This window comes from Halomonas sp. (assembly GCF_034520545.1).
In the GTDB taxonomy this organism is placed as follows: Bacteria; Pseudomonadota; Gammaproteobacteria; order Pseudomonadales; family Halomonadaceae; genus Halomonas.
This window is the reverse complement of sequence record NZ_JAXHNN010000010.1, coordinates 222048-237442: the sequence shown is the minus strand read 5'-3', so window position 1 is coordinate 237442 and position 15395 is coordinate 222048. Positions and strand designations below refer to the sequence as shown.

Below are 15395 nucleotides of genomic sequence, written 5' to 3'. Positions count from 1 at the left end.
GATGGACGCGACCTGGCACGCTGCCGAGTTCCGCCCGCCGCCCGGCCTCGGCAACCGGCACGTCCAGACGCTGCTGCCCCGCTGCCTGCCGACGCCGGCGGTAGAGGCAGACACCGAGATCCTCGAACTGCCGGACGGTGACTTCGTCGAGCTGGCCTGGGCGCGACCGCTACCCGACCGGGCCGACGCCCCCATCCTGGTGCTCTTCCACGGGCTCGAGGGGTCGCTGTACTCGCCCTATGCCAGACAGCTGCTGCACACCGCCGCCAGTCTCGGCTGGCGCGCGCTGCTCATGCACTTTCGTGGCTGCGGGGCCTCGCCCAATCGCCTGCCCCGGGCCTACCACAGCGGCGATACCGGGGATGCCTATTGGCTGATTGGCGAGCTGGCCCATCGCTATCCGCACGCCCTCAAGGTCGCCGCCGGCATCTCCCTGGGCGGCAACATGCTGGTCAAGCTGGTTGCAGAACAGGGCGGCGACGGGCTGGACCTGGCCGGCGCTATCGTGGTCAGCGCACCGCTGGATCTTGCTGCCTGCGCCGATACCCTGCACCGAGGCTTCGCCCGGGTCTACGAGCGCCACCTGCTCGGCTCCCTGAAGCGCAAGATGGTCCCTCGCCTGGCACGTGGCGAGCTGCCACTGTCGCTGACCCCGCGAGAGCTCCAGGCCCTGGACAGCCTGCGCGATTACGACGAAGCCGTGACCGCGCCCCTGCACGGCTTCGACGGGGCCGAGGACTATTACCGCCGCGCCTCAGCCGGCCCCCTGCTGGGCGACATCGCGCTGCCGATGCTGATTCTGCATGCCGACGATGACCCCTTCATGCCACCCGCCCTCTTCACGTGCTTCCCGGCTCCTTCCCCTTCCGTGCGGGTGGAGATCGCCCGCCATGGCGGGCATGTGGGCTTCGTGGAGTGGCGCGAGGGGTGTCTGCAGTCCTGGCTTGCCCGACGAGTGGGCGAGCAGCTCGAGGCATGGGGATGTCCCGGAGGTCTGGCAGACTGGTCTGCCAGGAGGACGGTCAACCGATCGGGCAACTGACGCCGGTTCCTTTCAGGCCACAATAGCCACGCGGATTCTTCGCCAGGTATTGCTGGTGGTACTCCTCGGCGTAGTAGAAGGCCTCGAGGGGCTCGATCTCGGTGGTGACCTCACCTTTTCCACTACGCGACAGGGCCTCGCCGTAGGCCTCGCGGCTGTGCTCGGCTGTCTCGCGCTGTGCTGGCGTGGTGGTGAGGATGATCGAGCGATACTGGCTGCCGATGTCATTGCCCTGGCGGTAGCCCTGAGTCGGATCATGGGCCTCCCAGAACACGCGAAGCAGAGTCTCCAGGTCGATCTCACGGGGGTCGAATACCACCCTCACCACCTCGGCGTGGCCGGTGCGGCCGCTGCAGGTCTCCTCGTAGGTGGGATTGGGCGTCACCCCGCCGGCATAGCCCACGGCGGTGACATGCACGCCCGGCAGCTCCCAGAAGAGCCGCTCGGCTCCCCAGAAACACCCCAGCCCGAGTACGATCTCTTGCATGCCCTCCGGCCAGGGGGGCTGCATGGCGTGGCCGTTGACCAGGTGGGTCCCGCTGATCGGGATCGGCGTATCGCGCCCTTCGAGAGCATGGTCGGGGTGCAGTGGCATAGCGATGGCTCCATCGTCTGGTGAAATGTCCGTCTGGCAAGCCTCACGGGGTCGGCGGATCGCCCGGCAGGCTGAAACTGTAGACCAGGTCGACCGCCTGGGAAGCCCCAGAGACAGCCTCGAGATAGAGGTTGCGCCACAGTTGGTAGCGCAAGGTGATCTCGGCGATCGGCGAAAAGACGCCCACCCCGTAGCCGATGCTCAGGCGGTCAGTGAGATTGCCAGTGACCACTACCTGGCTCTCCTCCCCTGCCCCGGCGGTGTCGAGGCTAAGATCGTCAATGCCGAAGGCCTCGCCGAGGGCACCCACGGCGCCGCCGGACTGCCCCAGTGTGAGGCCTATCAACGCAGAGGTCAGAGCCCCATCGGCGCTACCGCTGCTGTCCGGGGCACGCCCGCGCAGCAGGTAGGAAAGCGCACTGGCCTCGTCCATGGCAGGCTCGGAGAAGATATCCAGGGACGGGGAGCCTGCCGAGCCACTGACGCGTAGACCGGCAATCACGTCGTCCTGGGTGGCTGCGGGGTTACGGATCGCCTCGAAGTCGAGTAGCGGCTGCCCGGGAGGACCACTGAAGAAGATGATCCCCTCGCGAATCAGCAAATCCTGGCCGAAGGCCTTGAAGCGGCCATCGACCAGGCTGACGTCGCCGAACAGCTGGACCGGTCCGTCCTGCTGGCGAATCTCCAGGTTGCCGGATAGTCCCGACTCCAGGCCATAGGCCTCCAGCAGCATGTCCGGCCCCAGGCTCAGGGTGATCAGGATATCGATGGCCATGCCGGCTTGGGCCATGGCCTCGGCGGTGGACTCGCCGGGCTGGCTTCCGCTCTTGGCCTCGGCCTTGGCTTCTTCTGCCGCGGCTTGTGCGGCCCTGCGGTCCTGTTCCTCGGTGATGATCACCTCGTCCGAGCTCGGAGCCATGGCCGATTCGGGCACGTCTCCCACCTCGAGGCGCGCCCAGGGAATCTCGACCGTGCCGCGGACCCTGAGCCGTTCAGGGGTGGCGCGAATCCTCAGATCCGGGGCCAGACGCAGACGCCCGAATTCGGGCAGGATTGCCAGCAGGGGGTCATCGACGGCCTGCAGGTCGACGGCGGCCTGCCAACTGCCGCCGTTGGACCAGCGGGCATTGCCGGCAATCTGCATGCGCCCCTCGTCGGCGGCCAGGAAGCCGTCGATATCAGCCCGATCACCGGCCAGTTCCACGACGAGTTCTCCATCGTGTACCTCCAGGGGCAAGTCAAGTCCACCGGCCCTCAGCCCCGACAGGACGAGCCGGCCTTCCAGCCGAGGCGTCTCGCGGTTGCCGGTGATGCGAATATCGCCATCCAGCCCCCCCTGCAGCACCTCCAGGCCGGCGGCCAGAGGACGATACGGGCCCAGGCGCAAATCATCGATGCGCAACTGACCGTCGAGGGCGCCCACGGTCAACGGCTCGTCGATGGCCAGGGCCAAACGTACCTCGCCGCTTTCGGCCAGCCCCAGCACCAGATCGAGATCTGCTTGCGCCTCGCTGGCCTCCAGCTGCAGTCCCAGCGTGGTGCCGGGAACCGACCAGGGTCGGCCATAGGCGTCCTCGCCGGTGACTTCGGCACGGCTCTCAAGGTCGGCGGCGAGTTGCCAGCGCGCTCCACCGGCCGACCATCCAGCCTCTATGGATCCGTTGTTCTCACCGCTGATACGCCACCCTGGCGGCATGGCGGCATCGGCCAGGTCCATCGGCAAGTCGCGGATGACGAGCGACGCCCGGCCGGCCTGGGCCGAAGCCTCCAGCGGCTGGCCGAGGCATACCTCGCCCCCCTGGCGGCGAGTCAGGCAGAACGGTGATACACGCGCCGACCCCGCCGGCAGGTTGGCCTCGAAGGCCAGCGCCTCGGCGAGGCGGATGTCGCCGAATTCGCTGTCGAGCTCCAGCGGTGACAGAACCCCGCGATAGCGTTCGCGGGCGCCGTCGAGCCCGCCCTCCAGGGCCAGGACCAGCCGCGATAACCGCAAGTCGTCACCGCCATGGGCGGCCAGCCGCAGTCTGTGCTCCGAGAGGCGACCGTCGAGATCCAGCGTGAGGCTGTCGAGACGCTGCCCGCCGGCCTCGACGCGGTTGACCTCAAGGGCCAGCGCCAGGTCGGGGTCTTCCAGGCCGGCAACTCGCGCCGTCAGGTCGAGCGACGCCACAGTGTTATCAGTAAAGGCCAGAGATCGGCCGGTCAGCGCGAGGTCGAGCTCTGGTGCTTCCAGGCTGCCCGCCGTGGTGAAGCGCCCGGCCAGGGTGCCGCCGAGGCCGGGATAGAGGCTCTCCAGTGCGGGCATGTCCAGCTCCCCGGCCAGATCCAGCGCTTGCGGGGTCACCCTGCCGGCGACGCTGACCCGGTTGGCACCCTGGCGGAAGTCAAGGGCCTGGATATCCCAGCGCATTTCACTGTCGCCGGAGAGGGCTGCCTCGAGGCTCAATGGCCGCTCATCCAGCACCCCCTGGAGATCCAGCCCCGGCACCTCGAGTCGCCAGCCCGCGTCGTCCTGGACGAACGCCAGCTCGGCACCGCCGCCCAGACGTCCATCGAGTCCCTCGACGAAGTGGCCAGGGTCCAGATTGTCCAGTGACAGACTGGCCTCGACATCGAGGCCGTCGCGCCAGGTGGCCTGACCGCGACTGACCAGCACGGCCCCCTGATGATTGACCGTCAGAGGTGTCCAGCGGAAGTGGCCGAGGTCACCGCTGCCACTGACCAGCAGGTCGGTAGGTGGCAGTTTCGGCCCCCGGACATTGAGCGATACCCGGGTACGATAGTCGACCAGACTGCCCTCCAGCTGCACCGCAAGATCCTCGACCCGCCAGGGTTCGACGGTCGCTTCGCCCGACGCTTCCGACTTCTCGACGGGTTCCTCTTCCGACTGTACCGACACTTCTTCCGCTTCGCTGGCCGTCGTGACATCGGCCCCCGGCAATGGCCACTGGAGGGCGTCGCTCTCCAGTGAGGCAGTGAACGGCAGAGTCGGATCAAGGACGTCCAGGCGGGCCACCAGGTGGGCCTCGACTGGCCCCTGGGTGACCAGGTCGACCTCCAAGTCAGCCAGGCTACCGGCGAGTGCGAGCTCGATGCGCTCGCCCTCCAGCGCCGGCATACGTTCCGGCAGGTAGAGATCGGCGGCCAGGCGGGCCTCAAGGGGATAGTCGCCACGCAGTGCCAGGCGGGCCATCAGCTCGGCATCCGCATCGGCCGTGGCGACGGCCAGGGTGTCGATCTCGACGTCCTGGCCGCGAGCAGTGAGGCGCAGCAGGAGTTCCTCCACGCCATACTCGACCGACCCGGCGATGGCGAAGTCCTCGATGCTGAGCTCGGGCACCTCCACCGCCATGGGCAGGGTCACCTCGGGGAGAACGCGGCGCGGCTGCTCGTCGAGGGGCAGATCGGCGAGGCCTTCCAGTTCGGCGGCGGCCTGGGCGGGTAGTGGAGAGCGCACGGCGATGGCCGCATCGATGGCTACCGCCGAAGGCCGGGTGCCCTCGTACTCGGCCTCACTCAGGGCCAGACGCGTGCCCGCGGAGAGCGGCAGCTTCAGGCGCGTGCCAACCAGCCGGGTGGGCAGCAGGGTCAGGGTGCTCTGCTCGGCCCGGATACCGGTGGTGAAGGAGTCCCAGGTCAATTGCGTACCGTCAGCGAGCTGCACGTCGACATCAACCAGTGTCAGCTCGCGCAGCTCCATCGGGAATGGCAGGCGGATCTCCTCCAGAGGCGCGCCAGAGGCTTCCTCTGGTGCAACATCCGTCTCTGTGTCCGCTTCAGCCAGCCGAATATTGGTGCCTTCCACGGCCAAGCGGTCGAGACAAAGCCGACCCTGCAGGACGCACTCCTCAGACCAGGACAGTTCGAAGCGTTCCAGGGCGATGTTGGCCGGCCCAGCCTTCATGCGAAAGTCATGCAGCACCAGGCGATCCAGCGGGGCGCCCTCCACGGCCCCCAACTCATATAGTCCGCGCTTGGCACCCTGCTCGAGCAGTACACCGGTGCCCCATGGCGAGAGCGCCAGGCCAAGCAGCAGCAGCACAAGGCCAAGCAACCAGACGGGCAGAACGATCAGCAGTCGGGCCAGGGCCCAAGTCAATGCACGGGTTCTCAAGATGCGGGCTCTCAGAATTCCGGACCGATGGCGAAGTGGATACGGAAGGCATCATCGGCATCGAAGGGATGGGCAACATCGAGGCGAATCGGGCCCACCGGCGAGATCCAGCGCACCCCAAGGCCGGCGCCGGTCTTCAGGTCATTTGGGCCCCAGTCACTGAAGGCATCGCCAGTATCGATGAAGGTCGCGGCCCACCACTTGCCGGTGATGCGACGCTGGGCCTCGAGGCTGGCAGTCAACAGTTGCTCGCCACCCGTCAGGCGGCCCTCGTCGTTCTCGGGAGCGAGGCTCTCGTAGGCGTAGCCACGCACGCTGCGATCGCCACCGGTGAAGAAGCGCAGCGAGGGGGGTATGTCCGCGAAGTCATCGGTGGTGATGCTGCCGAGGCCGACTCGGCCCACGAAACGGTTGTCGTCACCGACCGTGCGGATCCATTCGCTGTTGCCCGTCAGTCGCAGGAACTCGGCGGCCGAGCCCCACCAGTCGCTGGAATACTCCACGGCCAGGCGCTGGCGATCTCCCCAGGTGGGAAAGGTGGGATTGCGTGTGCGGGTGCGCGACCAGCTGATGCCGGGATAGAGCAGCAACACCTGGTTGGAAACGCCGGCCTGGGTGAAATCCTCGAAGGTACCGCGCAGATAGAGGGACTGCTCCCAGTCGTTGTCGAATTTCCAGCGACGGGCCGCCTCCAGGGTACCCTCCAGGGTCCGGGTATCCTCGTTGTCCTTGTGGCGCAGGCCGTACTGGAAGCGATAGCTGTCACGCAACGGGTCCGCCAGCGGCAGAGTGTAGACGCCGGTGAAGCGCTGATCCGGCATCGAAATGTAGAGGTCGTGGTCCAGACCGTGGCCATAGCGGTTGATCCAGGGCTGGTCCCAGGCAAATCGCAAGCGGGGGCCGATGTCGGTGGCATAGCCCACCCCCACCTCGAACTGGTGGCGGTCCGCGGGGGTTACCACCACGTCGATCGGTACTTCGGGAACGGCCGGGCGCTGTAGGCTGGCGGCCGCCAACAACGACTCGGCGGTGATGCGTGGCTCCGGAGCGACGGGCTCCACTCCTGCGACATCCAGCGAGTGCCACCAGGTCGGTTCTGCCTCCGCCAGCGCCAGGCGACCCAGCTCACGTTGGAGGCGCGGACGCACATTAACCGAGGCAAACCATTCGGTCTGGCCCAGGCGCTGGTTGAACCTGGCAACCCTGCTCGCCAGATAGGGCTCCCCGCTGGCGAAGGGGGCCAGGTTTTCCAGCCGGGCGGTCTCGATGTGATGGCCCTGGAAGGTCACATCGCCGAAGCGATGGCGTTGGCCGCTATCCAGCGCCAGATAGAGCCGGGCACTGTTGGCGTAGGGCCTGACCTCCATCCGGCGATCGGCAAAGCGCCAGTCGAAGTATCCGCGTTCGAGGGCGAGGTTGGCCAGCCGGTTGCGCAGGCTGTCGAAGGGCGCATGGCGCAGGCGATCCCCTTCCTCCAGGGGAAAGGCGTCGATGGCCTCGGTGAAGGGGGAATCCTCGGCGGCATCGCCGGTCACGGAAAGCTCGAGGACCTCGATCAGCACCGGTTCTCCCGGACTGATGGCCAGGGTCACCCGAGTCGGTGACTCGGGATCGTCGAAACGCGGCTCGATCCGGGGCGAGTAGTAACCGTATACCCGCAGCGCCTCGCTGCTGCGCCGCAATACTTCGCTTTCCAGGCGAGCGGGACTGTACAGCTCAGCTTCCAGCCCATCGAGGTAGAGGCGGACATTCTCCGCCAATGGATCCTCGATGCCCTCGATGGTTGCCTCGAGGGCCAGGACGCCAGGCGCGAGGCCCAGGCAAAATGCCGCCATTCCCAGCCGTGTGTAAACGCAATTATCCATTGCTACCGCTTCCTGAACTGGCGACAAGTCACTGGCGCAAGGCCTCGAGCTGGGCGCTCATGACGAGCTGCGCCTGGCGCAGCTCACGCAGCTCGGACTCGAAGTCTCGAAGCTGGTTGCCCAGCATTTCAATTTGGTCCTGCGCATCATCGCGTGATACCGCCATTGCTTCAACGTCGGCCTCGAGGCTTGACAACGCCTCTTCCAGGGAAGCCAGACGCGACTGTTGAGCATCACGCTGATTGCTGAGGCGCCCTTCCAGCTCATCCAGCGCGGCGGCCAGTGTCTCGCGACGCGCGGCCTCCGCCTCCCGGGCATCGTCGAGGGCGGCGAGCCGCTCCTGCAGCGCGGCTCGCCCCTCCTCTCCCGCCCGTTCCAGGGCATCCAGGGAGGTACGGGTCGCTGCCAGGATGGCGGCCAGCGTATCGTTCTCGTCGCTCAGTGCGACGAGTCGGCCATCGAGAGACATCGTAGACTCTTGCAGCGACGTCACCGCTTCCTCGAGAGGCGTCAGACGCTGTTCCTGCTGTGTCTCGAGCGTGGCCAGGCGTTCGTCGATGACGGCATCGAGTTCGGCTTCCAGGTTGGCCAGCTCGTCCATGCGATCCTGCAACGTGGCGAAGGCCGCTCCGCGCCCTTCTTCCGCATCGAAGCGAGCATGCACGTTGGAGAGCTCGCCGCTGACCCGGGCGAGCTCGGCCTGCAGGCGAGTGCGCTCCTGCCAGCCGACCCAGGAAAGGGCGGCACCGGCGGCGATAAGCAACACCACCAGCAGCCACAAGGGCCATACTCGCGGAGGCGGGGGCTGACGCCAACGTGGCGCCGACAGACTGGCATCCGGGTCCGGCACGATCGGCCGGCTGTACCGGGAGGCATCCGGGCGCTCTGCCATGGCGAACTCCTTCTCTGGGAAACAGGGTGGCCGGGGTCGCCGGCGGACGCCGTTTGATTGGCGCCTCCGGAGCCGGGTGCTATGATGCCGCGACAGCACTGACACATCGACTTGATAGTGTAAGGTTTTTCGCCATCGGAACGCACGGAGTACATCAACGCCAGCTTGCCGGGCCTTGAACTTCAATATTCGATGGCGCGACATGGTGTGCTGTACCAAGACCGCTGCTGACAAGGAGAGATTCGATGGCATTCGAACTGCCCGCACTGCCTTACGAGAAGAATGCGCTGGAACCGCACATCTCCGCTGAGACCCTCGAGTATCACTACGGCAAGCACCACCAGACCTACGTCAACAAGCTCAACGAGCTGACCGACGGTACTGACGACGCCAACAAGTCACTGGAGGAGATCATCAAGTCCTCTTCCGGCGGCCTGTTCAACCAGGCGGCCCAGGTCTGGAACCACACCTTCTATTGGCACTGTCTGGCGCCCAACGGTGGTGGTGAGCCGAGCGGCGCACTGGCCGAGGCCATCGAGGCCAAGTTCGGATCCTTCGACAAGTTCAAGGAAACCTTCAACGTCCAGGCCGCAGGCAACTTCGGCTCCGGCTGGACCTGGCTGATCAAGACCGACGACGGCGGTGTCGACATCGTCAACACCAGCAATGCCGACACGCCCATCGCCCATGGCCAGACACCGCTGCTGACCATCGATGTCTGGGAGCACGCCTACTATATCGATTACCGCAATGCGCGTCCCAAGTACCTCGAGAACGTCTGGAACGTTCTGAACTGGGACTTCGTCGCCCAGAACTTCAGCTGATCGCCTGGCGCTCCGGCGCCGAGGCGATTGATGCAAGCGGCCCCGCCAGTTGGCGGGGCCGCTTGCATTGCGCGAGTTGGCAGCGACCCATCGAACTACGCTAGCCCGGATGTCGAGGCTGGGCCAATCACTCCCTTGTGGGATCGGCGCGGCGACCGATGCCTCGATAGTGCATGCCACAGGCGGCCACATGGGCAGGGTCGTAGATGTTTCGCCCATCGAGCAGCAACTTTTCGCCAAGCCGCTCGGCCAGCCGCGGCCAATCGGGATTCCAGTAGGTCTTCCACTCGGTGACCAGCATCAGCGCATCGGCCCCCTCGCAGGCCTCCAGGGGATCTCCCCGGAATACCTCGAGCAATGGGTGCTCGCCGACCTCGGCCAGCACCGCGGGAATCGCCGCCGGATCATGCAGGCGAACCCTGACGCCCTGGGCCCATAGCGCGCGCAGCAAGGTGAGTACCGGCGCCTGGTCGATGCGGGCCGTGCCGGGCTTGAAGGCCGCGCCCCAGATCGCCACGCAGCGGGCCTCCAGGCGGCCGTGGAAGTGCGCCCAGAGCTTGCGGAACAGCGTTTCTTTCTTGTGCTCATTGATATCGAGCACCTGGTCGAGCAGCGCCGAGTGGCGTCCGCTCGCCGACTGGACGTCGGCCAGGCGCATCAGGTCGCGGGAGAAGTTAGGGCCGCCGAAGCCGCAGCCGGGATAGAGGTACTCGTAGCCGATACGGGAATCGGCGCCCATGCCCTGGCGGACGTATTCAACGTCCACCCCCAGGCTGTCGGCCAGCCCGGCGATATCGTTCATGTAGCTGATGCGCGTGGCGAGCATGCCGTTGATAGCCAGCTTGGTGAGCTCCGCGGCGCGCCGGGGCATGCGCTGAAACACCTCGCGTCGTCGGTTGAAGGCGCGCAGCAGTTCGCGCACCTGATGCTCAGCCCGGTCATCGTCACAACCCAGCAACCAACGGGAAGGCCGCGTGAAGGTTTCCCAGGCGCGCCCCTCCTCGAGGAGGTCGGCGAGGGCCACCGCCCGACAGCCGTCGAGGCGCGATTCCAAGAGCTCAGTCTCCCCCACCGGGAAGGTGGAATTGTTGACCAGCACCGCCCCCGGGCAGAGGCCGGTCATCAGGCGCGCGACGCTGTCATTCGCCTCCTGGCGCTGGTCCGCGGAGACAGCGAGCCAGAAGACGTCGAAGGGCGCGCGGCCGACGGCCTCCTGTTCGCTGACGACCAGGTGCAGGCTACCCTGATTAATCCCCTCCTCGAGCCGGCGCATCAGCTCAGGTTCGCTGGTCAGCCAGCCGCTGGTGGAGAGTGCCGGCCAGTCTGTCGAAGCGTGGGGCAGCCAGGTGACCCGGTGGCCGACCCAGGAGAGCGCTGCCGCGGCGGTGGCGGCGGCCAGTTCGCTGCCGTGGATGAGTACCCGCATGGAGATCACTCCTCTCCGGCGTAGCGCGTGAGCAACTCTCGGAATCCTTGACCGTAGCGGGCGTGACGACGTCCGTAGGCGAGAATGGCTTCCAGGTAGCCCAGCTGGTGCCCACAGTCGTAGGTCTTGCCGCGCATCCGCCAGGCGTCCACCCCCTCCTCGCGGCGCAGGGTCTCGATGGCATCGGTGAGCTGGATCTCGTTGCCGGCGCCTGGCGGAGTGTCGGCAAGCAGCGAGAAGATACGCCCCGGCAGCACATAGCGGCCGATCACCGCCAGGTTCGAGGGCGCCTCTTCCACGGGTGGCTTCTCCACCACACCGGCGATGGGCCGCGATTCGCCGGGGCCGGGGAACTCGCCACCGGTGTCGACGATGCCGTACTTGTGGACCATGTCACGGGGAACCTCCTCGACCATCAACTGGCTGTGGTGGCTGGCGTCGAAGGAGGCGATCATGCCGGCCAGATCGTTGGGCGCGATGCCCTCATCATCGACCAGCACATCCGGCAGCAGCACTGCGAAAGGCTCATCGTCACCCACCACCGGTCGGGCGCAGAGCACGGCATGGCCCAGGCCCAATGGTTCGGGCTGGCGTACGCTGATGATGTTGACGTCGGCGGGTACGATTGAGCGCAGTTCCTGCAGCAGCTCCGTCTTGCCCTTGGCCTCGAGGCTCGCCTCGAGCTCGAAGTGCTTGTCGAAGTGATTCTCGATGGCGCTCTTGGTGCCATGGGTCACCAGCACGATGTCGCGAATACCGGCGGCAACGGCCTCCTGGACCACGTACTGGATCACCGGCCGGTCGACGATGGTAATCATCTCCTTGGGAATGGCCTTGGAAGCGGGGAGGCAGCGCGTGCCAAACCCGGCAACGGGAAGAACGGCCTTGTTGATCATGGTGCGGTCCCTGTCACTGTTGAAGATATGGCCATCGGGAAAGCGTGGGAATGCCCTCCCGGGAGCAGGTACAATACCTCATGATACCGGACCGAGCCTGGCCTGCCAGCGTGTCAGGTCAGCGACTTCATGGAGACAGCAGATGAGTGCAAGCCACCCGGAAGCGGATAACGTCGACCAGGCGGAGATCGCCAAGTTCGAGGCCCTGGCTGATCGCTGGTGGGATCCGCAAGGCGATTTCAAGCCGCTCCACGACATCAACCCGCTGCGGCTCGACTTCATCGATGCCCGGGCGGGGTTGGCCGGGCGACGAGTGCTCGACGTGGGCTGTGGTGGTGGCATCCTTGCCGAGGCCATGGCGCATCGAGGCGCCGAGGTCACCGGCATCGATCTTGGCGAGGCACCGTTGGCCGTGGCCAGGCAACACGCCAAGGAGAGCGGAGTAACCATCGGCTATCGCCATGTCAGCGTCGAGGAGATGGCTGCCACTCAGCCCGGCGAGTTCGACGTAGTGACCTGCCTTGAAATGCTCGAACACGTGCCGAATCCCGGCTCGGTGGTTAACGCCTGCGCTACCCTCGTCAAGCCTGGTGGCCAGGTGTTCTTCTCGACGCTGAACCGTAATCCCAAGGCCTATGTGCTGGCGGTACTCGGCGCCGAGTACGTGTTGCGCATGTTGCCTCGTGGTACCCATGACTACCGGCGCTTCATCCGCCCCTCCGAACTGGCCGGCTGGTGCCGCGAGGCAGGCCTGGATGTACGCGAACAGAACGGCATGGTCTTCAATCCGCTGACCCGTCGCTATGCCCTTTCGGCGCGCGATGTCTCGGTCAACTACCTGATGCACTGTCGCCGGGAAGCGAGCTGATGACCGGGCACCTTCCTGAGGCCCTGCTATTCGACCTGGATGGTACTTTGGTGGACACCGCACCGGATCTGGCGCGGGCCACCAACGTCCTGCGTCGCCATCATGGGCTGCCCGCTCTGCCCTATGCGGTAATCCGCGCCCAGGTTTCCAACGGCGGCAGTGCCCTGGTGACCCTGGCACTGGGTCTCGACAAGGACGCCGAAGGCCATGGCGAGGCGCGTACCTTCTTGCTCGAGGCCTATGGTCGAGCAATAGCCGAGGAGAGCCGCGTCTTTCCCCCGCTGGAACGACTGCTCACCGAATGGGAGGCAAGCTCCCGCCCCTGGGGGATCGTTACCAACAAGCCCCGGGCTTATGCCGCGCCACTACTCGAGGCGCTGAGACTTAACCCTGGCGCCCTGCTCTGCGCCGACGACCTGCCGGTCAAGAAGCCCGATCCCGAGCCCCTGAGAGAGGCCGCGCGTCACCTTCAGGCGGCACCTGGCGACTGCTGGTATATCGGTGATCACCGCCGCGACATGCAGGCGGCACGCGCGGCTGGCATGGCCGCAGTGGCGGTGGGCTATGGCTATATCGAGGAGGGGGACGATTACCGAGGATGGCCGGCCGACCTCTGGTTCGATACGGCCGAGGCGCTTGTGGCGGCACTGCGAGGCGCCAGGCGGAACGCATAAATGGCGCCCCGGTTGACCCCATGGCGCCGTTTTCAATCACGTTTCGGTGGCTGGGCGTCGAACGTCTCGCCGTTGTGGCCGCGGCTGTCAGGGCCCATCAGCCACAGGTAGGTGGGCATGATCTCCTCGGGGGCGCGCAGCGTCATCTCGTTCTCCCCGGGATAGGCGGCCTTGCGCATGGCGGTTCGTGTCCCTCCTGGATTCAGGCTGTTGACACGCACCGAGCCCAGGTGCTCGACTTCGTCGGCCAGCACCTCGACGAAGCCTTCGGTAGCGAACTTGGACACCGCATAGGCCCCCCAATAGGCCCGACCACGGCGCCCCACGCTTGAGGAGGTAAATATCACCGAGGCAGCCGTCGAGTTCTTGAGCAAGGGCAGCAGGGCCTGAGTCATCCAGATCGGCCCATTGATGTTGACCTGCATCACCTGCTCCCAGAGTTCGGGATTGTACTGCTCGAAGGGCGTGATGCGACCCAGAATGCCGGCGTTGTGCAGGATACCGTCGAGGCGGCCGAACTCCTTGTCGAGGGTCTCGGCCATGTCATGGTAATCCTTGAGCGTAGCTCCCTCGAAATTCAGCGGGAAGATCGCCGGCTGGGGCCCACCGGCGGCCTCGATCTCGTCGTAGACCTTCTCAAGCTTGGTGATGGTGCGACCGAGCAGGATCACGGTGGCCCCATGGCCGGCGAAGGCCAGCGCCGCCGCCCGACCGATACCATCCCCGGCACCGGTCACCAGGATGATGCGACCATCGAGCAAGTCGGATGCTGGCTGGTAGTCGATCTTGCAGGTCATCATGATTCCTCTACCCCTCAGTTGCCTGCCTGGCGCAGGAAGTCGTCGGCCAGGCCGGCAGCACTGCTGTCGGGATGCTCTTCGCGTACGCGGTCGAGCAGCGCCCGGCTCTCTTCCGGGCGTCCCTGGCGAGCCTCGAGCAGCCCTAGTTTGTAGAGGGCATCGGGCACCTTGCTGCTTTCGGGGAAGTCCTGAAGGACCCGCCGGAACGCGGCATCGGCGGCATCCAGTTCGCCCTCGGCAGAATGAAGCTCGCCGAGCCAGTAGTGGGCGTTGGCGGTCAGGCGATTGTCGGGATGCTCGCTGACGAAGGATTCGAAGGCACTGATGGCCTGGGCAAACTCGCGCGCCTGAACGTGCGAGAAGGCCGACTGGTAGGCCGCCTGTGCGCCGGGATCGTCAGCGCTCGGCGAGGGGGTCTCGGCGACCTGACGGGCGCTTTCCTCGTCCACGGGCGGAACGGCCTGGTCAACCCCACCGCTCGCCGCCATCAGGCGATCCTCGATGTCCAGATATTGCTGGCGGGTTTCACGGCGCAGCTGCTCCAACTGGTGGCGCAGTTCCTCCACCTGCCCGCGCAGCTGGCGGAGCTCTTCCTGATGCTTCTGCACCTGATTGAAGAGCACCAGACTGCCACCGGCCTCCTCACGGGTAGCCGCCTGGTCATAGAAACTACCGGATCCGGATCGTCCGGTGAGGTCTTCCACCACCGGCTGCTGCGCCAGAAGCGGCGCCGCCACGGTCAGCGGGAGTAACAGAACTCCCGCACCGCACAGTCTCTTCAGACCGTGTCTCATCGCTCTCTCCCTCGTGGTATAGGCCCGGCTCAGTAGGCGAAGACCACTCGACGGTTCTGGGCGTAGGCTTGCTCGTTCTGACCGCGTGCCGCAGGACGCTCCTCGCCATAGCTCACCACCTCGACCTGGGAGGGCGAGACACCCTGGACATTGAGATAACTCTCGACGGCGTCGGCGCGACGTTCGCCAAGGGCCAGGTTGTACTCACGCGTACCGCGCTCATCGGTATGACCCTGCAGGACAACACTGGCACTGGGGTTGGCGCGCAGGAAACGGGCATGAGCGGTCAGTACCGGCTCGAACTCGTTGCGAATCGCATCGCTGTCGTACTCGAAGTAGATGGTACGGGTCTGCGGAATGCGATCGTCGGCAGCGGCTCGCTGTCCGTCGCGTCCATCACGGACACCGTCGATGCCACGGCCGTCGGCAGTGCCGGTAGAGACTCCACCGCGATCGGTGCCGCCGGCGCCTCGGGTCAGATCGCCGTCCTGACCGCCTCCCGTGCTGGAACAGCCGGCCACGAAGGCCAGGGAGAGGGCGATGGCCAAGGTTCTGGCATAGGGCTTGAGCTGCATCGTGAAACTCCTCGTTGGATATATCGTGCT

At 66.0% G+C, this 15395-nt stretch carries 13 protein-coding genes; 4 read left to right on the top strand and 9 right to left on the bottom strand.

All coding sequences use genetic code 11. The annotated features are described in order from the left end of the window. The first annotated feature begins 1 nt into the window (after position 1). Positions 2-1042: a hydrolase gene (locus U5L98_RS09615; RefSeq protein ID WP_322558097.1), complete on the top strand. Its 1041-nt coding sequence runs from the start codon at positions 2-4 to the stop codon at positions 1040-1042. On the opposite strand, the gene msrA is transcribed toward U5L98_RS09615, so the two are convergent. From msrA to U5L98_RS09595, 4 genes are read right to left on the bottom strand one after another with little or no spacing between them, the layout of a single operon-like run. Continuing rightward, the gene (msrA, locus tag U5L98_RS09610; RefSeq protein WP_322558096.1) at positions 1023-1637 is read right to left on the bottom strand and encodes a peptide-methionine (S)-S-oxide reductase MsrA; all 615 of its coding nucleotides are present in this window, start codon (positions 1635-1637) and stop codon (positions 1023-1025) included. The genes U5L98_RS09615 and msrA overlap by 20 nt on opposite strands. Before the next feature lie 43 nt (positions 1638-1680). Next, positions 1681-5751, bottom strand: a complete 4071-nt coding sequence (locus tag U5L98_RS09605) for a translocation/assembly module TamB domain-containing protein (protein WP_322558095.1) — start codon at positions 5749-5751, stop codon at positions 1681-1683. An 11-nt stretch (positions 5752-5762) separates the two neighbouring features. Next, positions 5763-7616, bottom strand: a complete 1854-nt coding sequence (locus U5L98_RS09600) for an autotransporter assembly complex family protein (RefSeq protein WP_322558094.1) — start codon at positions 7614-7616, stop codon at positions 5763-5765. 28 nt (positions 7617-7644) lie between these two features. Further along, positions 7645-8508 (bottom strand): hypothetical protein, encoded by an 864-nt coding sequence (locus tag U5L98_RS09595; RefSeq protein ID WP_322558093.1) that lies wholly within the window; start codon positions 8506-8508, stop codon positions 7645-7647. Positions 8509-8753: 245 nt separating this feature from the next. On the opposite strand from U5L98_RS09595, the gene U5L98_RS09590 reads away from it, so the two are divergent. Next, positions 8754-9332, top strand: a complete 579-nt coding sequence (locus U5L98_RS09590; RefSeq protein ID WP_322558092.1) for a superoxide dismutase — start codon at positions 8754-8756, stop codon at positions 9330-9332. Between the two features lie 127 nt (positions 9333-9459). Here U5L98_RS09590 and U5L98_RS09585 read toward each other — a convergent pair whose 3' ends face one another. Both U5L98_RS09585 and galU read right to left on the bottom strand, forming a co-directional pair. Next, positions 9460-10758 carry a UDP binding domain-containing protein gene (locus U5L98_RS09585; protein WP_322558091.1) on the bottom strand — a complete coding sequence of 433 codons (1299 nt, stop codon included), beginning with the start codon at positions 10756-10758 and terminating at the stop codon, positions 9460-9462. A gap of 5 nt (positions 10759-10763) precedes the next feature. Next, on the bottom strand, positions 10764-11654 hold the full coding sequence (galU, locus tag U5L98_RS09580; RefSeq protein WP_322558090.1) for a UTP--glucose-1-phosphate uridylyltransferase GalU: 891 nt from the start codon (positions 11652-11654) through the stop codon (positions 10764-10766). A 142-nt stretch (positions 11655-11796) separates the two neighbouring features. Between galU and ubiG the strand changes: the two genes are divergently transcribed. Together ubiG and U5L98_RS09570 are read left to right on the top strand one after the other, a co-directional pair. Next, a complete protein-coding gene (gene ubiG / locus U5L98_RS09575; RefSeq protein WP_322558089.1) occupies positions 11797-12522 on the top strand; it encodes a bifunctional 2-polyprenyl-6-hydroxyphenol methylase/3-demethylubiquinol 3-O-methyltransferase UbiG in 726 nt (241 codons plus the stop codon). Next, positions 12522-13196, top strand: a complete 675-nt coding sequence (locus U5L98_RS09570) for an HAD-IA family hydrolase (RefSeq protein ID WP_322558088.1) — start codon at positions 12522-12524, stop codon at positions 13194-13196. The genes ubiG and U5L98_RS09570 overlap by 1 nt, the downstream gene beginning before the upstream one ends. Before the next feature lie 32 nt (positions 13197-13228). Here U5L98_RS09570 and U5L98_RS09565 read toward each other — a convergent pair whose 3' ends face one another. The 3 genes from U5L98_RS09565 to pal are packed head-to-tail and all read right to left on the bottom strand — an operon-like array spanning position 13229 to position 15365. Beyond that, positions 13229-13993, bottom strand: a complete 765-nt coding sequence (locus U5L98_RS09565; RefSeq protein WP_322558936.1) for a YciK family oxidoreductase — start codon at positions 13991-13993, stop codon at positions 13229-13231. Positions 13994-14010: 17 nt separating this feature from the next. Next, a complete protein-coding gene (ybgF, locus tag U5L98_RS09560) occupies positions 14011-14790 on the bottom strand; it encodes a tol-pal system protein YbgF (RefSeq protein ID WP_322558087.1) in 780 nt (259 codons plus the stop codon). A gap of 29 nt (positions 14791-14819) precedes the next feature. Further along, positions 14820-15365 carry a peptidoglycan-associated lipoprotein Pal gene (pal, locus tag U5L98_RS09555; protein WP_322558086.1) on the bottom strand — a complete coding sequence of 182 codons (546 nt, stop codon included), beginning with the start codon at positions 15363-15365 and terminating at the stop codon, positions 14820-14822. Positions 15366-15395: the final 30 nt, after the last annotated feature.

Coding starts and splice junctions, on each gene's coding strand:
- U5L98_RS09595 (WP_322558093.1), bottom strand. CDS start 8,508: ATGGCAGAGCGCCCGGATGCCTCCCGGTACAGCCGGCCGATCGTGCCG.
- msrA (WP_322558096.1), bottom strand. CDS start 1,637: ATGCCACTGCACCCCGACCATGCTCTCGAAGGGCGCGATACGCCGATC.
- galU (WP_322558090.1), bottom strand. CDS start 11,654: ATGATCAACAAGGCCGTTCTTCCCGTTGCCGGGTTTGGCACGCGCTGC.
- U5L98_RS09615 (WP_322558097.1), top strand. CDS start 2: ATGGACGCGACCTGGCACGCTGCCGAGTTCCGCCCGCCGCCCGGCCTC.
- U5L98_RS09585 (WP_322558091.1), bottom strand. CDS start 10,758: ATGCGGGTACTCATCCACGGCAGCGAACTGGCCGCCGCCACCGCCGCG.
- pal (WP_322558086.1), bottom strand. CDS start 15,365: ATGCAGCTCAAGCCCTATGCCAGAACCTTGGCCATCGCCCTCTCCCTG.
- U5L98_RS09570 (WP_322558088.1), top strand. CDS start 12,522: ATGACCGGGCACCTTCCTGAGGCCCTGCTATTCGACCTGGATGGTACT.
- U5L98_RS09600 (WP_322558094.1), bottom strand. CDS start 7,616: ATGGATAATTGCGTTTACACACGGCTGGGAATGGCGGCATTTTGCCTG.
- U5L98_RS09565 (WP_322558936.1), bottom strand. CDS start 13,993: ATGACCTGCAAGATCGACTACCAGCCAGCATCCGACTTGCTCGATGGT.
- U5L98_RS09590 (WP_322558092.1), top strand. CDS start 8,754: ATGGCATTCGAACTGCCCGCACTGCCTTACGAGAAGAATGCGCTGGAA.
- ybgF (WP_322558087.1), bottom strand. CDS start 14,790: ATGAGACACGGTCTGAAGAGACTGTGCGGTGCGGGAGTTCTGTTACTC.
- ubiG (WP_322558089.1), top strand. CDS start 11,797: ATGAGTGCAAGCCACCCGGAAGCGGATAACGTCGACCAGGCGGAGATC.